This is a genomic window from Nitrospirota bacterium, assembly GCA_040757335.1.
Lineage (GTDB): Bacteria > Nitrospirota > Nitrospiria > 2-01-FULL-66-17 > 2-01-FULL-66-17 > JBFLXB01.
Window position 1 is genome coordinate 39,722 of the sequence record JBFLXB010000007.1, and the last position, 23,814, is coordinate 63,535.

The following is a 23,814-nucleotide window of genomic DNA, read 5'->3' on the forward strand; positions in this document are numbered from 1 at the left end:
CTCCGCCGGCGTCTCACGTCCCACAAAGGAGTCTTGATGGAAATCGTTCAGTTTCTGGTCGCCAACTTCAAAGCCGGCGGAATCTTCATGTACGGCATTCTGTCCGTTCTGGTGCTCGGGACCGCGATCGTGGTGGAGCGCGCGCTGGCGTTGCTGATCCGGGGACGCGTCAACGCGCGGGCGTTGTGGCAGGACCTCGACGCCTTGATCGCGCACGATAAGCTCGCGGACGCGCTGCAACGCGCCCAAGCCGTGTCAGCCCCGCTCGCGCGTGTCTTGGCCGCTGGCCTGGCAGCGGCCCAGCGAGGAGAAGGCCGCGAGAGCGTCGACCGGCACCTCGAGGAGACCATCCGCGAGGTCCTGCCCCAGCTCGAAAAGCGCATTCACTATCTGTACACGCTCTCCAATGTCGCGACGCTGATCGGCTTGCTGGGCACGGTCGTGGGGTTGATCACGGCGTTCACGGCCGTCTCGCTCGCTGATCCGGCTCAAAAAGCCGCGTTGCTCGCCAACGGAATTTCCCTCGCGCTCAACAACACCGCGTTCGGCTTGATGGTCGCCATCCTGCTGATGCTCGCCTACTCCTTCATGCAGTCACGCGCCGCGCGGCTCGGAGACGAGATCGACGAGTTCTCCCTTCGCCTGGCCAATCGGTTGAGCGACCGGGCGGGACGCTGATGGTCCCACGGCTCGCCACCCGCCGGCGCCGTCCGGTCGCAGACGAAGCGATTCACATCGTGGCGCTGTGGAATTTGATGATCATTCTCATTCCGTTTCTGTTGCTGTCCGCCGTCTTTTCGCAGACGTCGATCCTCAACCTGTACCTGCCTCCGCCCGCGGCGGCGCCCGCGCCGAACCAGACCGCTCCCGACAGCGTCGCGAAGCCCGTGGTCTCGATCCTGCGCGACGGATACGTGTTGAGCGACGGACCGCAGGTCATCGCCGCGGTTCCGTTCGATGAGGACGGCCGCTACAACACGCGCAAGCTCACCGAGCTCCTGGTCGCCATCAAACAGTCGATCCCGACCCAACAGGATATCGTGATTCTGAGCGAAGCCGAGACCTCGTACGAAACGATCGTCCAGACCATGGATGCGGCGCGGGAATGGGTCTCGCGCGAAGACGATCACGCGGCGGTCCAACCGCTGTTCCCGAACATCGCCCTGGGGCGGGTAGGCGGCGCAGGCGCGGCGCCGGTGCAGAGCACGCCGTGAAACACGAACCTGGCGTGCGCCGTCATCTCGAACCTCCGAGACTCAACCTGACCGCCATGGTCGACGTGTTCACCGTGCTGTTGGTCTTCCTGCTCAAAAGCTACTCCGCGGAGGGGACGCTGACAGCCGCGGCGCAAAACCTGGAGCTGCCCGCATCCACCTCGAGTCTGACTCCGCAGCCCACGATCACGATCACGATCTCTGAAGACACCCTGTTCGTCGACGACGAACGGGTGGGGGCGCTCGTCGAGCTCACCGCCGGGGATGCTCCCTATATTCCGGAACTCGGGCAGGCCCTCAAGGCTCGCGTGGACAAGGCGCGACTCATCGCGGGAAGTAACCCGTCGCATTCGTTTCAGGGTCGGGTCACGATCCTCGGGGACAAGAACACCCCGTTCGCCACACTTGAGCGAGTCATGTACACCGCCTCGCTCAGCGAGTTCGGCGACATCGCGTTGGCGGTGTACCAGAAAGGGAGAAGCGGGTGAGGAGCCGGTGGCTGGCCGGAGTCGAGCCAGAGGACCGAGAGTTTCTCCTGGTTCTCGGCGCGTGCACGCTCGCGTACGGCCTTGCGGTCTGGGGTCTGTCCTTCGTGCCCACGCCGACGCGGTCATCAACCGATGTGGCCAGCCTGCCTCCTCGGATCGCCAAGCTCATTATGGAGGCGCCTCCGCCCCCCCCGGTCGCGCTCAAGCCGCCCGAACCCGTGGCAACGTCCCCAGCGCCCGCCAAAGCCACTCCTCAAAAAGCTCCGAGCAAGGCCAAGACCGAGGCCAAGCCTGCTCCGGCCCGCGAGGTACCGCCTCCTCCCGAGCCTGTTCCGTTGTCCGAGGAGGAGCTGCAGGCACGCGCCGCCGCCGCGCTCGAGGAGGCCCGGTTGCGCCTGGAAGCCGAAACCGCGGCGCGCCGCGAGCAAGCCCGCGCCGTCGCCAAGCAGAGTGGTCTCCTCAAAGCGCTGGCGGACGCGGGCGGGGGAGGAGGCGTGGGCCAAGGGCCTGCGCTGGACCGCGTTTTAGGGGACGTGGCCGTGCTCAGCAACCCGGCGTTGCCGCCGAGCGGGTCGGCTGGTTCAGGAGCGGGGTTGGGCCAAGGAACTGGTCAAGGGGTGGGACCCGGGTCTGGAGGCAGTCGCTTGAGCGTGGACGAGATCGTCGCCGGGCTGAAAGGAGACGGGACCGGTGAGGCCGTGGTGCTCGCGGGAAAAGCCACTGCTCGGGTGAGCAGCGCACTCAGTGTAGAGGAAGAATTACTGGCCAAGCGGAGCGACGAATCGATCTACAAGATGCTCAAGACCCTGGACCCATGGCTGAAACTCAAATACCACGCCGCGCTCAAGGATCACCCCGGGCTGGGGGACTTTTTGAGCGTGCGCTTTACCATTACCCCTGAGGGCGATGTGGTCGACTGCCAGGTCCGCGAAAGCCGCCTCGGCTATCCGCCGTTGGAAGAGACGGTCCTGAAGCGGATCTGCCTCCTCAAGTTCCCGCCCCTCACCCAAGGCATCGGAGAAGTCATCGACGCGACCTACACGATCGACTTTACGCGCTTTAGCTAGACCCGCGCGCCCCGATGACGGGGAGGTGCCTTGACGGCACGATCGGCCGGGCAACCAGGTCGTATCCCAGGGCCTCGGTGATTTCCACCTCGACAAAATCTCCCGGCTCGCCGGCCATCTCCTCCAGATACACCACGCCGTCGATTTCAGGCGCCTGCGTGGCGAGGCGGGCTTCCAGCGCGAACTGATCGTCTTGCGCGGGCCCTTCGATCATCGCTGTGCGGCGGAGCCCGACCGTGGCGTCACCCCGGGCCTGCGAGATCCCCAGCTGCAGATCAAGGAGCCGCTGACGCCGCTCGGCTTTGATCTCGGCTGACACCGGATCGCCCAGCTTGGCCGCAGCGGTTCCTTCCTCCTTCGAATAGGTGAAGACCGCGATCCGGTCGAACCGCTGTTCTTCCACAAACGCTGCGAGGCGGTCGAACTCACGCTCGGTTTCCCCTGGAAACCCCACGATGAAGGACGTGCGGATCGCCACATTGGGAACCCGGTCCCGGAACACGTCCAGTGTGCGACGGATCTCGGCGCTGCCCCCACCGCGGTTCATGCTGCGAAGAATACGATCGTCGATGTGCTGGACCGGCATTTCCACGTAGGGCACGAGTTTCGGTTCCTCAACGAACAGGTCGACCAGGCCCGCCGGCAACTTATGCGGGTACAGGTACATGAGGCGGATCCATTGCAGGTCGTCGATCTTGCCCAATTCACGGACCAAGGCGATGAGGTCGCCCTTGCGCCCGTGGTCCATCCCGAATGCTGGAAGGTCCTGGGCGATCAAATTGATCTCGCGAACACCCTCGGCCGCCAGGTGTTGGGCCTCAGCGACCACCGAGCCGATGGTCCGGCTGGCAAGATCGCCGCGAAAGCTGGGAATCGCACAGAACGCGCACCGCTTGTCGCAGCCTTCGGAGATCTTGACGTACGCCCAGTGCCGTGGACCCAGCCGCCGCCGCAGCGTCGTCGCGTCGTAGAGGAACGTGGGGTGTTCGAACCACGAGCGCGCGGCGGCCTTGGCGGTTCCCAGCCGCGACCGGACGATCTCGGCAATCTGGGGGAAGTCCCCGGTCCCGACAATCGCATCGAGTTCCGGCAATTCCCGAATGAGTTCCCCTTGATAGCGCTGCGTGAGACACCCGGTGGCGATGAGGGTGCGGCACCGCCCGGACTTCTTGAGTTCGCCCAGCTCGATGATCGTGTTGATGGACTCTTCCCTGGCAGCATCGATGAACCCGCAGGTGTTGACGATCACGACGTCGGCGCGTCGTTCATCGCTGACCACGCGCAACCCCGCCTCGGCGAGCTGCCCCAACATCACCTCCGAGTCGACTTGGTTTTTGGGACAGCCCAGGGTGACCAGAGCGACCGTCCGACGGTCGCTCGTGGGCCCACGATCCGACCGCCCGATCCTGGAACGACGGTGACGCAATGATCCGGTCCCGCGTGCTGGCATCTATTTCGCGCGCCTCACGCGCGCCACGCCCCCTTTGTAGCCCATCCATACCGAGCGATCAGGGTCGACCGCCACGGCGTACACATCGCCTTGGACGTAACGGTGATCTGCCGGCACCGTCGTCCAGGTTCGTCCATCGTAGGTCGACAGACCGTGGTTGGTCCCGAACCACAGACGGCCCGTAGGGTCTTGGGCAATGGCGTAGACCACGTTCCCAGCGAGCCCGTCCTCGGTGGTGTAGTTGGTCCAGGTGGTGCCATCGAAGCGGGCGACCCCGCCGCCCCAGGTGCCGATCCACTTCACGCCCCGCGGATCGACCAGCAGGGAGAACACGTAGTTCTCGTTGTACGTCTCGCGCCCCTCAGGGTCCAGCGCGGTCAGATCGTGTCGGTGCGTCGTGCCGCCCGTCAACGACCCGAAGCCGGTATTGTCGCTCGGATCCAAGCGCTGCGTGTTCGGCGCGCCCAGTCCGTCGCGATGGGTCCAGCTCGTCCAGGTGGCGCCGTCGAACCGGCTCACCCCGCCCTCGGTTCCGAACCACACCGAATCGTCACGATCCACCGCAACGGCGTACACCCAGCGGTTGACCAACCCGTCCTCGACGCGGTACGACGTGAATCCGCGTCCGTCGTATCGGCTGACGCCGTTCCACGTCCCGATCCACATCGTGCCATCGCGCTGATACGCGATGTCGTAAACCCACGGGTCCGCGAGTCCGTCGTTGACGTGAAACGTCTTGGTCCGATCGCCGTCCACCCGCGCCAGGCCCCCGCTATTGGTCCCGAACCAGGTCACGCCGTGCTGGTCAACGGACACGGTGAAGGCATAGTTCACCAGCAGGCCGTGCTGGGTCGTAAAATGGCCGACCTTCCGCCCGGCCGCTCGATCGATCTTTAACACGCCCTCCGACGACGCGACCCACAAAAACGGGCCGTCGATCGCCAATGCGCGCACAAACGCGTGCTCGTCGGTTTCAAAACTTTCCACCACGCGGTAATTCTCAGACGACCGGGGCGTACACGAGAGAGCGAACAGGGCGATGAGCAGCGCCCCTAGGACTCTGCGCGGAGCCGTCACGACAGACGCAATAGTTCGATGTGATGCTCCGAGAGGAGGGGCCAGGTATCCATGCAAGGTGTACTCGCGTGCCAACCCACGTTACCATAGCCCCGCGGCGCAGAGCAAGACGGAGCGCGCCGAGACCGCCTCACCGTTCACAACTTGACCTGCCCCGGCCTCCAGCTATCCTAGGGACGCTTATGCGCCTCCGAACCGGTCCGCTCCCTACCATTGACGTGCCCATTGAACACGATTTGCGGCAGATCGAACGCAGGGAATGGCACCTGTGGGTACTGACGCTCATCCTGCTTCTCGTCTTCGTCGGGGTGATCGTGCTCACTTCATACATCCTGCTCGAACACGAACCCGAGAGCTCGGGCCTTTTCCACCTGATGGTCTATCGGGGTTTGCCCGGGCTTGTGGTGCTGATGGCGCTGTTTTGCGCCTACATTCTTCACACGCGCGTGACGTTCGGGCGCATGCGGCGCCTCTTTGAAAAACAAGCCATGCGCGACGCGTTGACCGGCTTGCTCAACCGGCAATACGTGGGCGACCGCCTCGGCGAAGAACTGGCGCGTGCCGAGCGAAACCGCGGCGAGTTCGGCATCTTGCTCTGCGATCTCGACCATTTCAAGGCCGTCAACGACAGCCACGGTCATCACGCCGGGGACGAGGTGCTCAAAGAGGTCAGCAAGGCGGTGCTCGAAGCCACCAGGGGCTCGGACCTCGTCTTTCGCTGGGGTGGGGACGAGATCCTGGTGGTGTTGGCCCGGACCACTCGAGACGGCGTGCTCACGGCTGCGGATCGTATCCGCAAAGGCGTCAAGGCCGTGGGAGACCGCCGCCACGTGATGTTGGACGTCAGCGTCGGGGCGGCTTTGTATCCCGAGCACGCCCAAACCGTCGACGCGCTGATCCGGCTCGCGGACCGCGCCCTGTACATCGCGAAGCGCGGCGGGGACAAGGTGCATATCGGAGAGGAAGAGTATCGATTGGACGATCAGGCGGTGCAGGTCGTATTCCAAGCGGTGGTGGATCGGACCACCAACAAGGTATTGGGACACGAGGCTCTCAGCCGCGATCCCCAAGGGAAACTGAGTATCGGCGAGCTCTTCCGGCGGTATCAGGCCGTGGGGCAGCTCAATGAACTCAAGTGCCTCTGCTTTCGCCTCCAACTCAACGCCGCAGCCGCGGCCGGGCTCAACCGCGTGTTTCTCAACGTAGACTTCGCGGTCCTGGATCTCCTCGAGGTCGTACCCAAACCGGCGGGGATCGAGGTGATTCTGGAAATTTCCGAGGCCGAGGCCGTTCGCGACGTGGAGCGCCACCTCCAGACCACCAGCGTGTGGCGGGCCCAGGGCTACAAGTTCGCCATCGACGATTTCGGAGCCGGGTTCATCTCGCTCCCGTTCATCGCGCGCCTGATCCCGGACTACATCAAAATGGACCGTTCCACGATCGTGCAGGCACGCGCTTCTCGGCAGTTTCTGACGTTTCTGCGCGATCTGGTGGTGGCGCTGCGCAATTACTCGAAGGAAGGCATTATCGCGGAGGGCATCGAGACTCCCGAGGAACTGCAGGTCGTGCGCGATCTTGGCATCGGCCCGGTTCAGGGCTTCCTGCTCGCCGAGCCGCAAACGCTGGTCGCCCGTCCCGACCACCGCGTGACCCGCCCGGCGGCGTAGCACCCCGCCTCAACCCTCACAAGCTGGCGCGCCTGGCTGGAATCGAACCAGCGACCCACAGCTTAGAAGGCTGTTGCTCTATCCGACTGAGCTACAGGCGCGCATGGGTGAAAGACGAGGGGAGAGGGGGGTGAGCGGTGAAGGCCCCGTCACCCCGTCGTCTCTAAGCAATCGGGGCGACTGGATTTGAACCAGCGACCCCCTGCGCCCAAGGCAGGTGCGCTACCAGGCTGCGCTACGCCCCGTTGAATTCCTTCCCGCCGAGTCCGGCATCGATACGGATATCAGCATACCACGAACGTGCGCCAAGGCGTCGAGACAGAGCCTTCGCTCAGGGCCCTACAATGCGAGCGCTGGACCGAGCGCGGCTTTCTGGTACGCCGCCAGTCTCTTGATGCCGGTCGCTGCTAACTGCGTGAGGTCCACCAAATCGGCGGCTGAAAACGGCGTGCGTTCCGCGGTTCCCTGCACCTCGATGAACCCACCCGAACCCGTCATGACCACGTTCATGTCCACGTCGGCCTGGGAATCTTCGACGTAGGTCAAGTCCAGCACCTGCCGTCCGCCGACCACCCCGACGCTCACCGCCGCGACGTATTCCTTAACCGGCATCCTCGAAAACAATCCGCCCGCCATGCCTTTGCGGCACGCCGCCACCAGTGCGACGAACGCACCCGTAATAGACGCCGTCCGCGTCCCGCCGTCGGCCTGGATCACGTCGCAGTCAATCCAGATCGTCCGCTCCCCCATGGCGGCAAAGTCCATGACCGCGCGCAGCGATCGCCCCACCAACCGCTGGATTTCCTGGGTCCTGCCCCCGATTTTGGTCCGCTCCCGCTGGGTACGCTCCGCGGTGGCGCGAGGGAGCATGGCGTATTCGGCCGACACCCATCCGGCGCCTTTGCCCTTGAGGAACGGGGGCACGCGGTCCTCGATGGTGGCGGTACAGACCACCTTGGTCTCACCCATTTCGATGAGCGCCGAACCTTCGGCCGGTTTGATGAAGCCCGGCGTGATGATGACCGGGCGAAGTTGTTTGGGCGTTCGTCCGTCGGGCCGCACAAGGGTCCCCAAAACGTACAGCGCGCCACAAGGGGGCGCGCCATCCCATGGGCCGCAGGCCACCTCACACGTGGCGCAGCAAAGTGGGGGCCATTATAGGAAAGGTGGGGCGAAAGAGCAAACCCGGAGCGCGCCAAAGGCGCGCTTGAAAATTGACGCCGTCGGCGCCCCTACGGGTGGCGCGCCATGCCATGAGCGCTGCGGCAACCGGCCTGCTGATCAGGCCGCGGCTGGTATGGGAAAGTCGTCGTCCCGCCGCCGATTCGCTTGCCGGCGGTCGTAGCTGACCGGATCAAGCGGGATGGAGACGATAAACGTGGTCTGACGCCCGAGTTCAGACTCCACCGAAATCGTGCCCCGGTGTTCTTCGATCACCTGGTGGCAGGCCAGGAGTCCTAACCCGCTGCCTTCGTGGCCTTTGGTCGTGAAGAACGGGGTGAACAGCTTTTCAATATTTTCAGGCGGAATGCCTACCCCGGTGTCCGTGACGCGAACCGTTGCATGCGGAACCCCGCGAACAGTCACGGCACGGGTGCTGACGGTCAGGGTTCCACCCGAGGGCATCGCCTGGATCCCGTTGAGCATCAGATTTAAGAACACCTGCTTCATTCGTTCCGAGTCCATACGCACCGGCTGCAAAGACGGATCCCCCTTCACGTCAACCGATACCCCAAGTGACCGGGCCTGGGGCTCCAAAAACGTCGCCATTTGGGCGAGCAGCGCGTTGAGGTCTCCTGCTTCGATCTTGAGCTCCGACTCGCCGGTAAACTTGGCGTAAGAGAGCAGTTGCCGGATCAACCCCCGGATGCGCTCGACCTCATTGACCGTCACCCGATACAACGTGCCCCAGTATTCCTCATCGGCTTGCGCGTCCTTCCGCTTGGACGGCAGCATTTGCAGAAACGTCGAAATCGGCACCAGGGGATTGTTGATCTCGTGAGCCAGGCCAGCCGCAAGCGTGCCGACGGCGCTCAGGCGGTTGGCGCGAGCCATCCGTTTCATGGTCTCGATCTTTTCCGCGTAGAGTCGGTCGCGTTCTTTGACCAGCACATAGCGCTCGATCCCTTCCCGAAACGCCATGCGCACTTCGCGCTCGTCGTAGGGTTTGGTGAGGTAGCGACAGACGTTGCCCAAGTTGATCGCGTCCACCACGCTCTCGAGGTCGGAATACGCCGTCAACAACATGCGCACCGTCTCGGGATAGGCTGCCCGCACCCGGGCGAGAAATTGCGTGCCCACCATGTCCGGCATGCGTTGATCGGACAGGACCAGCGCCACGTCGCGCGTGCCGAGGATATCAAGCCCTTCCGCTGCACTTGCCGCCGAGAGAATCGTGAACTCCCGCTTGAACTGCCGACGCAGCGTTTCCAACGCATACGGCTCGTCATCCACGTACAAAATCGGGTACGCCTTGTAGTCCAAATCCTCAAACATTGCGGACTCCCGACTCCAGCTCTACGCGGCCTGCGACAACACCTGCGCCAACGGCAACACGACGGTAAACTCCGCGCCGTGGCCGGGCTCGCTTTTCACGTCGATCCGTCCTCCAACGTCCTGGACGATTTGATAGCTCACGGACAAGCCGAGCCCGGTGCCCTGGCCGACCGGCTTGGTCGTGAAAAACGGCTCGAACAACCGCGGCATATGTTCGGGCTTGATCCCCGGCCCGGAATCGCGCACGGTCACGGTCACCATATGTTCGTGGTCGCGAGACTCCACCCAGATCTCCCCGGATGGGCCCACGGCCTGGACCGCATTCTGCAGCAGGTTCATCCACACTTGGTTGAGTTTACCAGGAACTGCCAAAACCGGGGCGCTGGACTGCATGTCCGTGTGCAGGACGATCTGTTTACCCATCGTCGGACGGACGAGCCCAAGCGTCGACTCCAGTCCATCCCGAACCGAAACCGCGACCTTTTGATTCTGATCTTTACGAACAAACGTTTTGAGTTGCCCGATGATTTGCTCCGTGCGCGACACACCGTTTTTGACGATGCCCAACGACGCATCCACATCTTCCACCGCCTCAACCGCCTCCGCCTCGGCATGCTCTCGCACCAGCAGCGGCTTCAGCTCGTCCCACGCGGTTTGGAGCACACTCAGGCTGTTTTTGGCGAAGTTGATCGGGTTATTCATCTCATGCGCCATTCCAGCGACCAACATCCCCAGGCCCGCCATTTTCTCGGATTGCACCAGCTGCGCCTGCGTGGCCTTCAACTCCTCGAGCGCAGCTTCCAATGCTTCGTTGCGCTGCTGGATTTCTCTTTCCAACCGCCGAAGCTCTAAGAGCGATTTGATCTTGGCGCGCAACTCCTGGGCGTTAAACGGCTTGGTCAAATAGTCGTCGGCCCCGTGCTCCAAGCCTTCGATCTTCATCGCCATGTCGGCGCGCGCCGTGAGCAGGATGATCGGGATGTGCATGGTACGAGGGTCTTTGCGGATTTCTCGGCAGAGCTGATAGCCATCCATTTCCGGCATCATGACGTCGGAAACGATCACATCCGGAAGCTGCTCTGCCGCAACCCGCACCCCCTCGATTCCATTGGCGGCCTTGAGTACGCGGTATTCCCCCTGCAGCTCGAATGCGATAAATTCCCGCATATCGGGGTTGTCCTCCACGACGAGGAGCTGCCGACCGTTCGCTGGGGAGAGACTGGTTTCCGCCATAACAGTGGGTTCCGTGGGTATACCGACCCCTTGGCGGTCGGCGGCTACACGCAGCGTTTGCGTCCAGTCGGCTGACCCGACATCGTCGCCCTCGGGCTGAGAAGCCTTCTCCTTGTCGGTTGCATTGTTCGGACCTTCCAGGAGTAACGGGACTGTGAACGTGAACGTTGACCCCCGCGTGGGTTCGCTTTCAACCTGGATCCGTCCGCCATGCAACTCCACGATCTCTTTGGCAAGAGCCAGACCAATACCTGTGCCCTCGTAACGGCGGTTGGTAGCAGAATCCACCTGGGAAAACCTTTTGAAGAGCTTAGGCAGGTCTTTTTCCGCAATGCCGATGCCAGTGTCCGTGACCTGAACTCGCAACTGTCCATCAGCCGACCGGCCCCACGACAGGGTGACCCGACCACCGGAGTCGGTGAACTTGATTGCGTTAAACATCAAATTCAACACGACCTTCTCCAGACGATCTCGATCAAAGTAGACGCGGGGAGGCAATGGTGATTCGCCACGACCTGCAAGCTCAATGCGCTTTTTCTCCGCCATCGGCGCGACCGAGGCCACAAGCCCCCGGAAAAACGTCTCCAGGTTTCCCTGCCGGAACTCAAGTCTCATGCGCCCAGCGTCTAACTTGGTTAAATCGAGCAGGTTGTTGATCTGCTTAAGCAACCTTAGCCCGTTTTGATGCATCACCGTCGCGTGGCGCTTCACTCCATCAGATATCGGACCTGCCTCTCCCTTAAGCAATGACTCCAATGGCGCGAGAATTAGCGTAAGAGGCGTTCTTAACTCGTGACTAACCGTTGCGAAAAATTGTGTCTTGGCCGCATCGAGTTGTTTGAGTTCGTCAACTGCAGTTGCCAGTTGACTTCGCGTCTTCTCGAGCGTCTCATTGCTCCGCGTTAGTTCATGGCGTCCCAAGAATTCTCGGTACCTGAGACGATGCGAGAAAAAGCTGGCCGTCAATGCGATGATCATCGTCATCGTAAGAAAGAATGTGTTGTTCAGAAAGAGGGGCAGATTTTTCACGCTCTCGAACAACGCCAAAGGAACGAAATACGCGCTATAGATCACCGCATAGACTAATGCGGTTCTCCCAATGCTCCAAGGCATAAGCAGACTGAACGCCAAAAACATCAGATTTAGTCCCGCATAGTACGTACTCGTATACCCCCCTGTCATCACGACCATGGCCTCGATTATGAGGCTCATCGGCAGAATACTCGCGGCTCCCAACGCGTACATTGCCCGGTCGGCGACAGAGGTGTAGCAAAGGAGAAGTACAGCCAGATTGATCGAAGCACTCACAAGACGAAGGGCTAGGAACAAACCGAAATGCTCTGGAGCTACAACCGAGTCGAGTATCGCAAAGGCCGGGAAGAAAGGAATGGCTAGTGCACAAATGATCTTGATTCGCGAAAGGCTAATGGCGTGGGTCTCCGACTCGAACGACCCGCTGAGAATACGGTCACCCTCCGGCTCGCGAGAGTCCGATGCTAACATCGGCGCCCGACAATAATTACCCCTTGTGGAGGATCTCCAAAGGTCGGACAGAGGTCGACGACTAAAAACCCGGCCTCCTCTACGAATGTCCTTAATTCGGATTCGCTGAAAAAGCGGAACAACCGTTGCTCTTCGAGATCAGTTAGCCGGGCTGCCGAATTGATGTAAGATTGCAGAGCGATCAGTATCGTATCCCGATCCAGTTCGGTAAAGTAAGGAAGATAGCTTCCTGCTTTAATCTTTTCGACGAGTCGATGGACTGGCAGTGACATATCCGTGTCTGGCAAGAGCGTCGAAGCCACCAACAAACCACCGGGGCGGAGGAGCCGTGCGCATTCCCTCAATACCAGTTCTGGTTCGTGGACATACGAGAGGAATAGGCTCGCGAGAATCTTTGAAACGCTTCCTGATTTAAAGGGAATGCGGTCACTATAGACCCCTAGATCGAGATTCGCTTCCACATACGAAAATGTCGCTTCGGACGCCACACTCGTATTCCGTAGATGTTTATTCCGCGCGGCATCAAGCGCTCGGCGCACAAAATCGATCAAAACAATCCTGGGGCCTTCAATCGCCCTTTGCCCCCGCTCGCTGCTCCGTTCAAGGTACCGGAGCCCAAAGTTCCCGGTACCGCCTCCAAGATCCACCACCAAGTCCGTCGGGCTGATATCGAGCAGTTCAATCTGGCGATCCATTAGCCCAAGGTACTCATCGGTCAATGTTATGATGTCGAATCCAATTTCGCCGGGTTTGGAGCCTAGCAAGTAAGACCGCCAATACCGCCTCAAATCGAGGTGCGGCTGTTGCACCCGTCCCCACTCGGAGCGTTCGAACTCCAGACGCTCGCTTTCGGATGGAATCCGTGGAGTAATCTGCGTGCCATAGTGGTCAGTCCAGATCAGACTGGTGATCAACCCGAATACGTCCAGCGCATCCTCGCCGCTTCTTACAATATGCCCGCACGGCACCTCATATACGTGCCGCCGAGCACTGGTTCGTATGCTCATTATGTCAAGCACACGGCGCCTATTGATCCAATAGTCATATTTCCCATAGATCCAGGTAACAGGAGTCGCTATTCTTGCCAGATCTCGGCGGGCGTCTTGGAGATACGCCATGCGGTTTAGAATAACGTCGCGGCAGAATCGGTCAAGGTCTACCAATTGACCAAGCACTTCCTTCACTCCGAGATGTTCTCCGTTTTCAAAATCCACCAGGTAGTCGATCCCTCCTGTAGAGTTTCTCATGAGGTCGTCAGAATCTGATGCTCCCATGCAACTGATCCACTGACGTATAGTCGAGTTCTCTGACTCCGCGAGGAAGCGGCGCGCGGCAATCGAGGCCATACTAAAGGTGACAAGCGTTATGGTCTGGGGGGAGAAGAACGGCGTCGAAGTTGCGTAGCGAACGGTTTCCCGAATATCGTCAGCAAGTTGAGATAAGGTGTAACATCCCATCTCCCCACAGTAGCCTGGGTCTGCTAGATTGGTGCTTTCCCCGACGCTACTGATCCCGTCAAACCTAATTACCACAAGGTCCCGTCCCTGGTGCCGAAAGGTTTCGATGAGCGTCCGCGCCAGGAGCCCGGTTGTTTCCTTTCTTCGAGCAAACGCGGGAGGAATAATCACCACCGGAGCTTCGTGGAGCACGCCTTGCGGGGGGGGCCATGGTCCGGTGGCGTTCACATATGCGGCGATTTCGTTGCCACGTTCGGTTCGATAGCGGACGGGATGTGCTCCAGAGGCAACGGCCGTGTGCTTCAGAAGGCGCTTACTGATAGTCTCCATGACTCGTCTTGTGCTACGAATGAGTGGTGCCGTGAAGGGGACGAGAGGGCGCCGAGCCTGAAGGTCGATTACGTCCACGTTGAGTTGGCATCTGTCGATGTGGAATTGAACTCCGACTCGAAAATCGCCTGAGCGGAACGGACTCGCATAGACGACACTGGCTTGCTGGGCCGAACTGACGCCCTTCTCAGTCCGAACCAAGAGGGCGGGTAGAAAGTCACCTGGACTTGGCACGTCCGCCCCGGAGCCCACGACAAACGAAGCACCCGAGTCGGTCGCCTCCAGCAGCTGGCGCTTTACTGGCATCAAATTCGCTGCATCGCTGCCGATCTCGACCACTCCAGTCATATCGAGTGTTGGGAGTCGACGCGGCTCCACCCGCCGTTCCGCAAACAGCACTACCTCCGGCTCGATAATCCTGAGCTCTTGTCCCTGCATCGACACAACATATGATTCGAAGTAAAACCACTGTGCGGCGGAACGAATCCTCCCGTACACAAGATCGTATCGATTCCACGCAGTTCGCGCTGACGGAGCCGCCAAATTCAGGACCAGGTCACCAGCGAACCTATCTGTCAAAGTCGCTGGCTGCGAGAGGTCGCGACCGCGCCATAAAAGCTCGACTGCTGCTTTTTCTCTAGCCGCCCTCTGAAATAGCGTGACCACGATGTGTGCGTTCCTCAGCGGCTTCAAGTTAGTTTCAGTGGCACCCCCTTTTTCCGCTAATCGACGCTGGATCTGTTTCACCGCAACAGCAACGTGCTGGTCTAAGAGATACGCCGTCCAGACCGAAAGATTCGAACTCTGCGTCTCCCGAAACCGGACTCCAATGCCAGCTCCTTCACCGTGGGCAGGACCCGCTCGGCGAACTACTTCGCCCGTAAACTCAACGCAAACGCGTCCGGATGGAAGCGTAAGCCGTCCCCGTATCACCGCATCACGTGGGTCCAGAGTTTCGTTTGAAAGGAATAGCCCCGCTGCACTCAGATTCCGCACATCAGCCGAAGGACAGCCCGCTCCCACTAAGTCTGTGATGGGGAGTAAGCACCGCTTTCTCTGTGCCACGCGGCGATCGAGACTTGCCTTCTCAGGGTCTTCGCGGATCATAGTGGGTTCTTTTCCGCACTTCGAGGCAATGGATGAAGGAACGCGGCCACGATCTTGAGCTTCAGGTACTCCTCGTCCCGGTAGCCGTAGGCCCGGCGCTGGAGGACGCGGATCTTGTTGTTGAGCCCCTCGACCAAGCCGAGGCTCACCTTGTTCTCGGGGTGGCAATAGGAGACGATCCCCTCCCAGTGCCGCTCGATCATCGCCGCGAACCGTTCGTAGGGCTTCAGCCGCTGCCACTTCAAGCTCGCCTTCCAGCGCTCGAAGAAGGCGCGGGCCCAGCCCGGGGTCTGGTAGCTCCAGAGTTGCCCGAAGGACTCCTTGAGCAGGTAGGCGGTGTTGAGCCGCTTGTTGGCCTTGAGCAGCTTACGCAGGTTCGCCCGCCCGTCGTGGGAGAGGTGCTCACGGCGGGAGAGCAGCGTGTAGCGCTGCCCCTTGATGAAGGCGCGGTCCTTGTTGGCCAGCCGCCGATATTCGCGGCGCCGCACCTCATCGAGCGCATCGCCGAGATGGCGCATGATGTGGAACTTATCAAAGACGATTCGGGCATTCGGCGCATTCTTGGCCAAGGAGTTCCGGAAGGGCTTCCACATGTCCATCGCGGCGAGCTCGATGCGCGCCACCTTGTTCGCGCCCAACGCGGCGAAGAAGCCGTCCAGGTCCGCCTCAGTGCGGCCCCGGCCGCCCACCCAGATCGGCCGACCGCGCTCGAGGTCGCTCACCACCACCCGGTAGTCGTGGCCTTTGCGGATGGCGATCTCGTCGACGCCGATGGCCCGCGGCGCCGGGAGCCCGGCCTGCTCAACCTGTTGCTGCATGTAGATGGTGTCCAGGGCCTTCACCGTGCTGTCGTGAAGCCGCTCCAGCTCAGCGACCGCGGTGTTCGTCATCTCGCGGCAGAGCGCGCCGACGTGCAGGGCGAACCGCTGCGTGTAGCGCGGATTCTTCGCCAGCCAGTCGAGCCGCTCTACGCAATCGAGGCGAGCCGCTTATAGGATTCAGGTCAAAAACCGTAGTCTTTGGCGAGATCTCGGTACACGATCATTTTATGTATAGGCGATGGACCCTCGTAGAGCTGCATCAATTTGGCATCGCGCATCAGTTTTTCCATCGGAAAGTCCTTCGAATAGCCGTAACCGCCAAAAAGATCCAGCGCTTCGCTTGTGACCCTCATCACCATATCGCCCGCGAAATCTTTGGCCATGGAGGAGGCCTTCGCGAATGACCGACCTGCGTCATGAGCGCACGCCGCACGCCAAGTCAAAAGGCGTGCGGCATCAATCTCACGCGCGAGGTCAGCTAATCGAAATTTTACATACTGGAACTCCGCCAACGGTTGATCGAATTGGATGCGTTTCTGTACGTGCCGTAGCGCGTGTTCCCACGCGGAGCGCGCGATACCCACCGCTCCGGCGGCAACGTTGATCCGAGACCGCGCGATCGAAGACAGTGCGACTTTGTATCCGCCTCCCTCCTGACCGAGCCGCTGGTCTTCCGGGATTTCCAAGTTCTCAAAGAAAATCTCGTTGGCGTTCGCCGCGCGCTGTCCCATCTTGTCTAGAGCCTTCCCCAACCTGATGCCCTTCGATCGTGCAGAAACGACGAACGCTGTAATTCCTTTGGTGCCCAGGCTGGGATCGAGGGTTGCGAAGATGACGTAATAATCGGCTACCGCTCCGTTCGTAATAAAACACTTCGAGCCGTTCAAGACATAGACGGCTCCTTTTTTCTCGGCACGTGTCGCAATCCGGCTGGGATCCGATCCGGCATCCGGTTCCGTGAAACAGAACGAGTAGAGGCTCAACCGTTCGCAATACGGCTTAAGAAATCGCGCTTTCTGCTCATCTGTTCCGGCGAGCAGGAGCGGGCCTACGCCGAGGAGGTTCACCATGATGGAAGTGCCCATGGCCATGCACCCAGCACCGAGTTCTTCGGTGATCAGCGCAGTTTCGAAAAGTCCCCATCCTGACCCCCCGTACTCTTTCGGAATATATCCTGTAAAGAACCCTTCGCTAAATGCCTTGCGGACTACGTCCCATGGATACTCACCTGAGCGATCGTAGTTGGCAGCGACCGGTCGAATCGATTCGTCGGCAAAGCGACGCGCAGCGGCTTGAATTGCCCCTTGCTCAGCGCTTAACTCAAAGCTCACCCCTTTCGCGACGCCTGCTGCTGGTTGCGTGAACTCGACTCCAATCTTCAGGTGCCGTGTCTGTCCCGCAATTGGTGATACGTGCCTGACGATTGCAGCCCTCGTCTCAACCCTTTCGCCTTCAACGATCTGCACCTTGGGAAGAGGGGTTCCGGGAAGAAAGTAGCTCCGATCAAGAGGGCTTCGGAACGAGAAACCCAGTGGGCTTCTGTCAAGAAGTGGCCACGAAGCCGAAGGTGGACTGCCGTATGGAAGGCTCAGCTCAATATGATGCGGCAGGCGTGCTAGATCATGTTGGTGTCTAGGAACCGCACGGCGCTCTTGGAAGTAACCTGTCGTCACACAAGATCCTCTCAGCAGACAGCTGCCACAGGTATCACCGATCCCTCTTAAAAACTGAACCGAACACTCAGCACCACCGAGTGAACGACCGTGCGGTACGTCCCATTTGCTCGGGCGTCGATCGCAGGTATCGCTGGAGGGGAGCCTGCCGAACTGAAGTTGCTTCCATACTGATTGTCTTTTACTCGTTGGAACAGTATCAGGTGGTAACCGAGGTCAGCGCTCCACCGCGATGCTTTATACCCGGCACCAGCCGAAAACCAGTGCCGCGTCCCATCTGGCAAGATCGGGCTAACCGTATTGTCTGGAATCGGAGAATAATCGAGCGTGTAGCCACCTCGCACAGCAAAGTTCGACCATTCGTACTGCGTCCCTACCCCATAGGCCATCGCATCGTCCCAAAGCAGCAGCGTCGTATCAGTGCCTGGAGGTGGCAACCCTTCGTCAAACCTAATGACCAGCTGGTCGATAGTTGACCAGCCGGTCCAAATAGCCTCTCCCTCAATATTCCACTGTGGTATAGGTCGAAAGAGCACGCCAGCCCGAACCGATGGCGGCAAAGTTATCGTGGTCTCTGCCTCACCGTCAGGGAAAAACGGCGTGAAAGGCCCAGATGGGATTGTGAAGTCGGCCTCAAGGTCATTGAGATCAGCCCGCACCTCGCTCCGGTACGTGAGGCCAATTTGCCATCGGTCGTTGGGCGCAATAGTAGTTCCCAGGTTGTAGCCGAAGCCCACCGCATCTCCCTCTACTTCGACAGCACCCTCTGGATTTCCGGGCACCGGCCCGAATCCCGCATCTTCTCCGACTCGAGACAAGTTGATCTGTCGTCGCTCCGTCAACTTTACATAAGCTACGTTCACACCCCCTGCCACTGCGGCCTTCGGGTTTATCTGCCAGGATACCGTCGGGGTTAACATCGTGGCCTGGACACCAACATACGTGATCTGAAACCGGCCGTCCCAATCCGTGGGCCAATCCGTTGCGACTCCGAACGGAGTATAGAGGCCGAGTCCTGCGGTCAAGTCGTGACCGATTGGCGCTGTGACGTACAATTGCGGCAGGAAAAACGCTTGGGGCTCCTCTTCCGCGCCTTGGCCTGTTTGAAGCGGGCTGTACTCGGTGTCAGGAACGATCACGGTTGTACCCACTAACACCTCCGAGGTACGGAGCTGGGAGATCCCTGCCGGGTTGTAGTAGATCGCTGAGGGGTCGTCTGCCTGTGCAGTAAACGCCCCTCCCTTCCCACTCGCCGCAGCACCCTGTGCGGTAACCGCGAATCCGGCGCCAAGTGCGCTCTGGGTAAAGAACGCTCCGCTGCAAGTCAGCACGAGAGCGTGCGCTACTACGCATCGGCTGCTCCGCAACAATGCCCAGCCACCACGAAGACCAACCAAACATTCGAGAAAACGACGGCAATTCCTTCCGAGTGCGTACGCTTCGGTACACGTCGTTTTGTAGGCCATCGCGCTCCCTCGCTCCCCGAAGACCTTCCCTGGCCAACTGGGGTCCGCCGGATTTTTAAAGTATATATCTCTTCTTTAAACGGACGCAAGAGAATATTCGGATGTGGCATATCCCGAGCTGCGGTAAAGGCACACCGGTGCCCATACCGACACCCGTGGCGGTCTAGACCCAATACCTACGGATTAGGGCTGGGGATACGAAGGCTCGGTTCTGGAGGTGTGCGCAGACCGTGGGACGGCTGTTGTGGGGAACGACCCGTCAACGCAAACGAAGGACGACTTTAGATCTATACGACAAGATTTTGGTGGGGGCGGCGGGAATTGCACCCGCGTCCGAAGACCGTCAGCTCTCAGTGCCTACGTGCGTAGCCCCGTTTCAGATTCGCCACCGCCGATGCCCGGGGCGGGCGCGACGACCGCTAGCTTGAGTCGCTCTCGCGGGCCTCCCTCAAGCGGGGAGGACCAGCCAGCCTGTTTGTCGGCGCCGTTTCGTAGGACAGGCCGCCTACGGTGAAACGACGCGCGGCTTCAGCCGCGAGTGCCAGTTCTTGATTGGCAGTGGTCGGCGTTTGATCGCCTCGCGCTTGTCGGCTGCGCATATATGCCGGGGGCACCCGACATTGACAAGCCGAACGAAATGCCTCTATGATTGCATCATTATGATGAAACATATGACGCATCGAGGTCACCGATGAAGGCGATCACGTTAAGGAACCTTCCGGCCCCAATTGCTCGTCTCATCCAGCTAAAAGCCAAACAGGACAAGAAAAGTATCAACAAAACCGTCGTGGGTTTGTTAGAGGAGTGCACGGGGGTTCGGGGGCCGAAACCCGAAAAGCCCGAGTATCACGATCTGGATAGCCTGGCGGGATCCTGGACGACCGAAGAGGCGGCCAGGTTTGAGCAGGCCTTGGCGCAGCAGCGCGAGATCGACCCCGATGTGTGGAAATGATGCGGGCGATGCTCGATACGTCGGCCTACTCCGCCTTCATGAGAGGTCACGCCGACATCCACCGCGTCCTCCAGCAGGTCGACGAGATCTGCTTCTGTCCGATCATTCTGGGAGAACTGCTCGCAGGCTTTTCGAGAGGTGGTCACAAGAAAAGGAACGAGAAGGAGCTGGAGCGGTTTCTCGCATCGCCGCGCGTCGCACTCGTGAACTTGGACCAAGAGACGGCTGAGCGATACGCCGTCATTCTGAATTCGTTGTGGAAAGCAGGAACCCCCATCCCGACCAATGACCTCTGGATTGCTGCGAGCGCGATGCAACACGGACTGCGCGTGGTCACCACGGACGCCCATTTTCAGAAAGTGACTCAGGTCATCGTGGATCACTTTCCGCCCCAGTAGCGCCCTCTCTATGGCGGGTGTGTGTTCATCCCGCAAGAGTGGTCCCCTCGCTCAAAGCGGCCCTTGTGCCCGACCGCCCGAATCCCCTAAGATCCGCGCCATGGCGTCCTCCCTGGCCACGGTAACTCTTCCGCAAGTTCGGGCCTTGGCGGCTCCGGTGGTGTTCCGCCGTGGGGTGGAGTACCAGCGCGGGGGCGCGGTGGTACAGCTGACGCCCACGGCAAGCGGCACGCTCTGGGCGCGCGTGCAAGGGACGGAGGCCCTGCCCTACACGGTCTCGGTCTCGCCGGTCGGACCTGCCGGGCTCCTGTGGGAGTGCACGTGCCCGTTTTTCGAGGGCTCGGGCGAGATCTGCAAGCACGTGGTCTCAGTCTTGCTGGAATGGATCGCTCGCCGCGAGCGCAGGACAGCTGGGCATCTCATCAGTGTCTCTCCGAGGACAGCTGGATGGGCGCCGACGTGGTCTCCGTGGTCATTTCCCGCCCAACCGGATGTGTTCTCCGCGCCGTCATTGCTCGATCCCGTGTCGTGGGTGGATCTTCGGCTGGACCTGATCGAGTATCCTGACGGTCCCCCGCAGGTCGAGCTCCGCTTCCAACCGCCTGGAACCGACGAGGATGCCGTCCTTACGCTCCCGGTGAGCCTGACGCCCGAGGCGCTGACCACGTTGCGGGGGCGCGCCAAGTTCTCGCCGCAGGCTCTCGATACTAAGCTCCTGCGAACATCGCTGCTTCCTGAACTCCGTGCCACGTACGACGCGGAGGGCCGCTTGGTGCTAACGCCTTCTTTCCGACATCCGTCTCGGACCGGCCGGATGCCTGGGCCGCGCATGGTCCGCGTCAGCCCGACGTGGATCTGGTCCGATGGCGTGTTCTTTCGCAATGAGGTCGTGCCTGACGCCTTTGACGCCTACTTCGAACCTGGAGCGCCCTCTGTTCTGGAGGGCGATACGATTCGCCGGTTCTTGGAAGAGGAGGCGCCGCGCCTGGCCCAATACCCTCGGTACCGCCCGGCACCGGACGTCGCGGCCAGCCGCCTTCTCCCCCCGCCGGAACTCAAGGCCGTGTCCGCGCAAGGCAGAGACCGCGACTGGTTGTGGCTCGATCCAACGTACGAGGTGGGCGGGCACAGCTTTACGCTGAGCGAATTGTTGACAGCCGCCGAATCCAAACAGCGCCTGCGGCGCGGCCACGACTGGATCGCCCCGCCCCTGGAGCTGGCTCCTGCCTGGGAATCGGTTGGCGGCCGCGTAGAGCAAGGGCGCGTCGCGTTGCCGCGGCTGGGGTATCTGCGCCGCCGGGCGGAATGGGCCGGAATTGACGTTCAACGGGACGCAGCGGTTCGGCGCTTTGAAGCTGATCTCGACCGCATCCACCCCCCTGCCCCGGCACCGGACCCGCCAGGCTACAAAGGCTCGCTGCGGCCCTATCAGCGAACAGGCTACGACTGGCTGTGGTTTCTGCATACCAACGGATTCCACGGCATCTTGGCGGACGAAATGGGGCTGGGGAAAACCCACATGACCATGGCCCTGTTGCTCGCCGCCGCGCAGGAGGACCCTGGGCGGCCTTCGCTCGTGGTCTGCCCTACCTCGGTGCTTGATCACTGGGAAGACAAGATCGGCGAGTATGCGCCGTCCTTGGCGCCACAGCGCTACCATGGGTTTACCCGCGGGGCTCTGGCGACCGGCACGCTGCCGCCCGTGGTGCTGACCACGTACACCCTGCTGGCCCGCGAGATCGAGGTCTTCAAGTCCTTGGAGTGGAACTACGTAGTCCTGGACGAGGCGCAGAAAATCAAGAACCCCTCGACCCAAACCGCCAAGGCCGCCAAAGCACTCTCAGCGCGCCACCGTTTGGCGCTGACCGGCACGCCGATCGAGAACCGGCTGGCCGAGCTGTGGTCGATCTTCGACTTTTTGCTGCCGGGCTATCTGGGCAGCGTCCGGTCGTTCCGCCAGGAGTTCGAGCGGCCCATCGCCAAGTACAGCGACCGGGGTAAGGAGGCCGTGCTCAAGCGCGCGATCCACCCGTTCAAGCTCCGCCGACTCAAGGCCGACGTGCTCAAGGAACTCCCGCCCAAGGTGGACGACATCCACCACTGCCGCCTCTCGCCGGCCCAGACCGCGATCTACCGGGCGCTGGTCGCGCGTGAAGGCCAGCGCCTGGCCGAAGACATCCGGCTGGGCTCGCAGCCGATCCCGTATATCCACGTCTTCGCGCTGCTCTCGCGCCTCAAGCAGCTCTGCGATCACCCCTCGCTGGTCATCAACGGACCCAAGGGACGCGCGATGCCTTCTGGCAAGTTCGACCTGTTCGCCGAACTCATGGAGGAGGCACTGGATGGGGGCGCGAAGGTCGTGGTCTTTACGCAGTATCTGGGCATGATCGATCTGATCTCGGCGTGGCTCACAAAGCACCGCGTCGACTTCGTTGAGCTGCGTGGCGCCACGCGCGACCGCCGCGCCGTGGTACGTCGGTTTCAGACCGAGCCCGCGTGCCGCGTGTTCGTCGGGAGCTTGCTCGCCGGCGGCTTGGGCATCGACCTCACTGCGGCCTCGGTCGTCATTCATTACGATCGCTGGTGGAACGCGGCGCGCGAAAACCAGGCCACTGACCGCGTGCACCGCATCGGCCAGACGCGGGGCGTGCAGGTGATCAAGCTGATCACCCGAGGAACATTAGAGGACAAGATCGACCGGATGATCCGCGAAAAAGCCCGACTCCTGGACTCGATCGTGGAAGAGGACGCGGCCACGCTCAAGGCGTTCACGCGGGAGGAGCTGATCGAATTGCTGACGAGTTCGCCCGGGGACGCGGAATAAACCGCCCTCCGTGATCAAACGATCCAAACTCCGTAAGGACTTCGCGCGCCTGCTCACTCAGGACGCGGTGGCGCACGCCAACGGGGTGCCGGTCACGTACGTTAAAGCCCTGGCGCAATGGCTTCCGAGCTCGCCGAACGCGGTGACGGCCGAGCAGCATGCTGCTCGGCCGTCACGGAACCGCGTCTTCTGCGAACGGTCTCACAAAATGGTGGAGGCGGCGGGAATTGCACCCGCGTCCGAAGACCGTCGGCTCTCAGTGCCTACGTGCGTAGCCCCGTTTCAGATTCGCCACCGTCGATGCCCGGGGCGGGCGCGACGACCGCTAGCTTGAGTCGCTCTCGCCGGGCCTCCCTCAAGCGGGGAGGACCAGCCAGCCTGTTTGTCGGCGCCGTTTCGTAGGACAGGCCGCCTACGGTGAAACGACGCGCGGCTTAAGCCGCGAGTGCCAGTTCTTGATTGGCAGTTGTGACATTCCCAGTTGTTTTACGAGCCCTCTGGGACCTCGGCACGCCACTCAGAACGTCGGAATCTCCGTCGAGCCTATTCGCCCCCCTTCGTTTGGGCCGGAATCGGCCCATCTGCTGCGTT

16 protein-coding genes, 2 tRNA genes, 1 other RNA gene and 2 pseudogenes are annotated in these 23,814 nt (G+C 61.1%); 8 read left to right on the forward strand and 13 right to left on the reverse strand.

Translation table 11 applies throughout. The features are described from left to right. Window positions 1-36 precede the first annotated feature (36 nt). From AB1451_05630 to AB1451_05645, 4 genes are read left to right on the forward strand one after another with little or no spacing between them, the layout of a single operon-like run. The gene (locus AB1451_05630) at window positions 37-678 is read left to right on the forward strand and encodes a MotA/TolQ/ExbB proton channel family protein (GenBank protein MEW6682391.1); all 642 of its coding nucleotides are present in this window, start codon (window positions 37-39) and stop codon (window positions 676-678) included. Then, window positions 678-1,214: a biopolymer transporter ExbD gene (locus AB1451_05635; protein ID MEW6682392.1), complete on the forward strand. Its 537-nt coding sequence runs from the start codon at window positions 678-680 to the stop codon at window positions 1,212-1,214. The genes AB1451_05630 and AB1451_05635 overlap by 1 nt, the downstream gene beginning before the upstream one ends. Beyond that, window positions 1,211-1,702 carry a biopolymer transporter ExbD gene (locus AB1451_05640; protein ID MEW6682393.1) on the forward strand — a complete coding sequence of 164 codons (492 nt, stop codon included), beginning with the start codon at window positions 1,211-1,213 and terminating at the stop codon, window positions 1,700-1,702. The genes AB1451_05635 and AB1451_05640 overlap by 4 nt, the downstream gene beginning before the upstream one ends. Beyond that, window positions 1,699-2,769: an AgmX/PglI C-terminal domain-containing protein gene (locus AB1451_05645; GenBank protein MEW6682394.1), complete on the forward strand. Its 1,071-nt coding sequence runs from the start codon at window positions 1,699-1,701 to the stop codon at window positions 2,767-2,769. Before AB1451_05640 ends, AB1451_05645 begins: the two co-directional genes overlap by 4 nt. Here AB1451_05645 and rimO read toward each other — a convergent pair. Beyond that, on the reverse strand, window positions 2,762-4,219 hold the full coding sequence (rimO, locus tag AB1451_05650) for a 30S ribosomal protein S12 methylthiotransferase RimO (protein ID MEW6682395.1): 1,458 nt from the start codon (window positions 4,217-4,219) through the stop codon (window positions 2,762-2,764). The genes AB1451_05645 and rimO overlap by 8 nt on opposite strands. Beyond that, entirely contained in the window at window positions 4,220-5,296 is a 1,077-nt protein-coding gene (locus AB1451_05655; protein MEW6682396.1) for a two-component regulator propeller domain-containing protein, read from the reverse strand. Window positions 5,297-5,478: 182 nt separating this feature from the next. Between AB1451_05655 and AB1451_05660 the strand changes: the two genes are divergently transcribed. Further along, window positions 5,479-6,963, forward strand: coding sequence for a diguanylate cyclase (locus AB1451_05660; protein MEW6682397.1), 1,485 nt, complete (start codon window positions 5,479-5,481; stop codon window positions 6,961-6,963). A gap of 24 nt (window positions 6,964-6,987) precedes the next feature. Here the strand turns inward: AB1451_05660 and AB1451_05665 are convergent. The 10 genes and pseudogenes from AB1451_05665 to AB1451_05710 all read right to left on the reverse strand — a co-directional run bounded on the left by AB1451_05665 (window position 6,988) and on the right by AB1451_05710 (window position 19,049). After that, window positions 6,988-7,064, reverse strand: a tRNA-Arg gene (locus tag AB1451_05665). A 70-nt stretch (window positions 7,065-7,134) separates the two neighbouring features. Continuing rightward, window positions 7,135-7,208: transfer RNA gene (locus AB1451_05670), tRNA-Pro, on the reverse strand. 94 nt (window positions 7,209-7,302) lie between these two features. Next, complete coding sequence (rph, locus tag AB1451_05675) at window positions 7,303-8,025, reverse strand: ribonuclease PH (protein MEW6682398.1); 723 nt, start codon at window positions 8,023-8,025, stop codon at window positions 7,303-7,305. A gap of 219 nt (window positions 8,026-8,244) precedes the next feature. After that, window positions 8,245-9,459 carry an ATP-binding protein gene (locus AB1451_05680; protein ID MEW6682399.1) on the reverse strand — a complete coding sequence of 405 codons (1,215 nt, stop codon included), beginning with the start codon at window positions 9,457-9,459 and terminating at the stop codon, window positions 8,245-8,247. Between the two features lie 21 nt (window positions 9,460-9,480). After that, entirely contained in the window at window positions 9,481-12,195 is a 2,715-nt protein-coding gene (locus tag AB1451_05685) for an ATP-binding protein (protein ID MEW6682400.1), read from the reverse strand. After that, window positions 12,189-14,420 (reverse strand): class I SAM-dependent methyltransferase, encoded by a 2,232-nt coding sequence (locus AB1451_05690; GenBank protein ID MEW6682401.1) that lies wholly within the window; start codon window positions 14,418-14,420, stop codon window positions 12,189-12,191. Before AB1451_05690 ends, AB1451_05685 begins: the two co-directional genes overlap by 7 nt. A 366-nt stretch (window positions 14,421-14,786) precedes the next feature. Next, window positions 14,787-15,089: pseudogene (locus AB1451_05695) on the reverse strand (PilZ domain-containing protein). Next, window positions 15,086-16,048, reverse strand: a pseudogene (locus AB1451_05700) (ISL3 family transposase). The pseudogenes AB1451_05695 and AB1451_05700 overlap by 4 nt, the downstream one beginning before the upstream one ends. A 44-nt stretch (window positions 16,049-16,092) precedes the next feature. After that, a complete protein-coding gene (locus AB1451_05705) occupies window positions 16,093-17,376 on the reverse strand; it encodes an acyl-CoA dehydrogenase family protein (GenBank protein MEW6682402.1) in 1,284 nt (427 codons plus the stop codon). Window positions 17,377-17,630: 254 nt separating this feature from the next. Next, window positions 17,631-19,049 carry an outer membrane protein transport protein gene (locus AB1451_05710; protein ID MEW6682403.1) on the reverse strand — a complete coding sequence of 473 codons (1,419 nt, stop codon included), beginning with the start codon at window positions 19,047-19,049 and terminating at the stop codon, window positions 17,631-17,633. Window positions 19,050-19,740: 691 nt separating this feature from the next. Between AB1451_05710 and AB1451_05715 the strand changes: the two genes are divergently transcribed. The 3 genes from AB1451_05715 to AB1451_05725 all read left to right on the forward strand — a co-directional run bounded on the left by AB1451_05715 (window position 19,741) and on the right by AB1451_05725 (window position 23,223). Further along, complete coding sequence (locus AB1451_05715; GenBank protein ID MEW6682404.1) at window positions 19,741-20,001, forward strand: hypothetical protein; 261 nt, start codon at window positions 19,741-19,743, stop codon at window positions 19,999-20,001. 8 nt (window positions 20,002-20,009) lie between these two features. Next, window positions 20,010-20,399 carry a type II toxin-antitoxin system VapC family toxin gene (locus AB1451_05720; protein MEW6682405.1) on the forward strand — a complete coding sequence of 130 codons (390 nt, stop codon included), beginning with the start codon at window positions 20,010-20,012 and terminating at the stop codon, window positions 20,397-20,399. A gap of 100 nt (window positions 20,400-20,499) precedes the next feature. Continuing rightward, window positions 20,500-23,223, forward strand: coding sequence for a DEAD/DEAH box helicase (locus tag AB1451_05725; protein ID MEW6682406.1), 2,724 nt, complete (start codon window positions 20,500-20,502; stop codon window positions 23,221-23,223). Window positions 23,224-23,432: 209 nt separating this feature from the next. On the opposite strand, the gene ssrA is transcribed toward AB1451_05725, so the two are convergent. Continuing rightward, window positions 23,433-23,778: a transfer-messenger RNA gene (ssrA, locus tag AB1451_05730) on the reverse strand. Window positions 23,779-23,814: the final 36 nt, after the last annotated feature.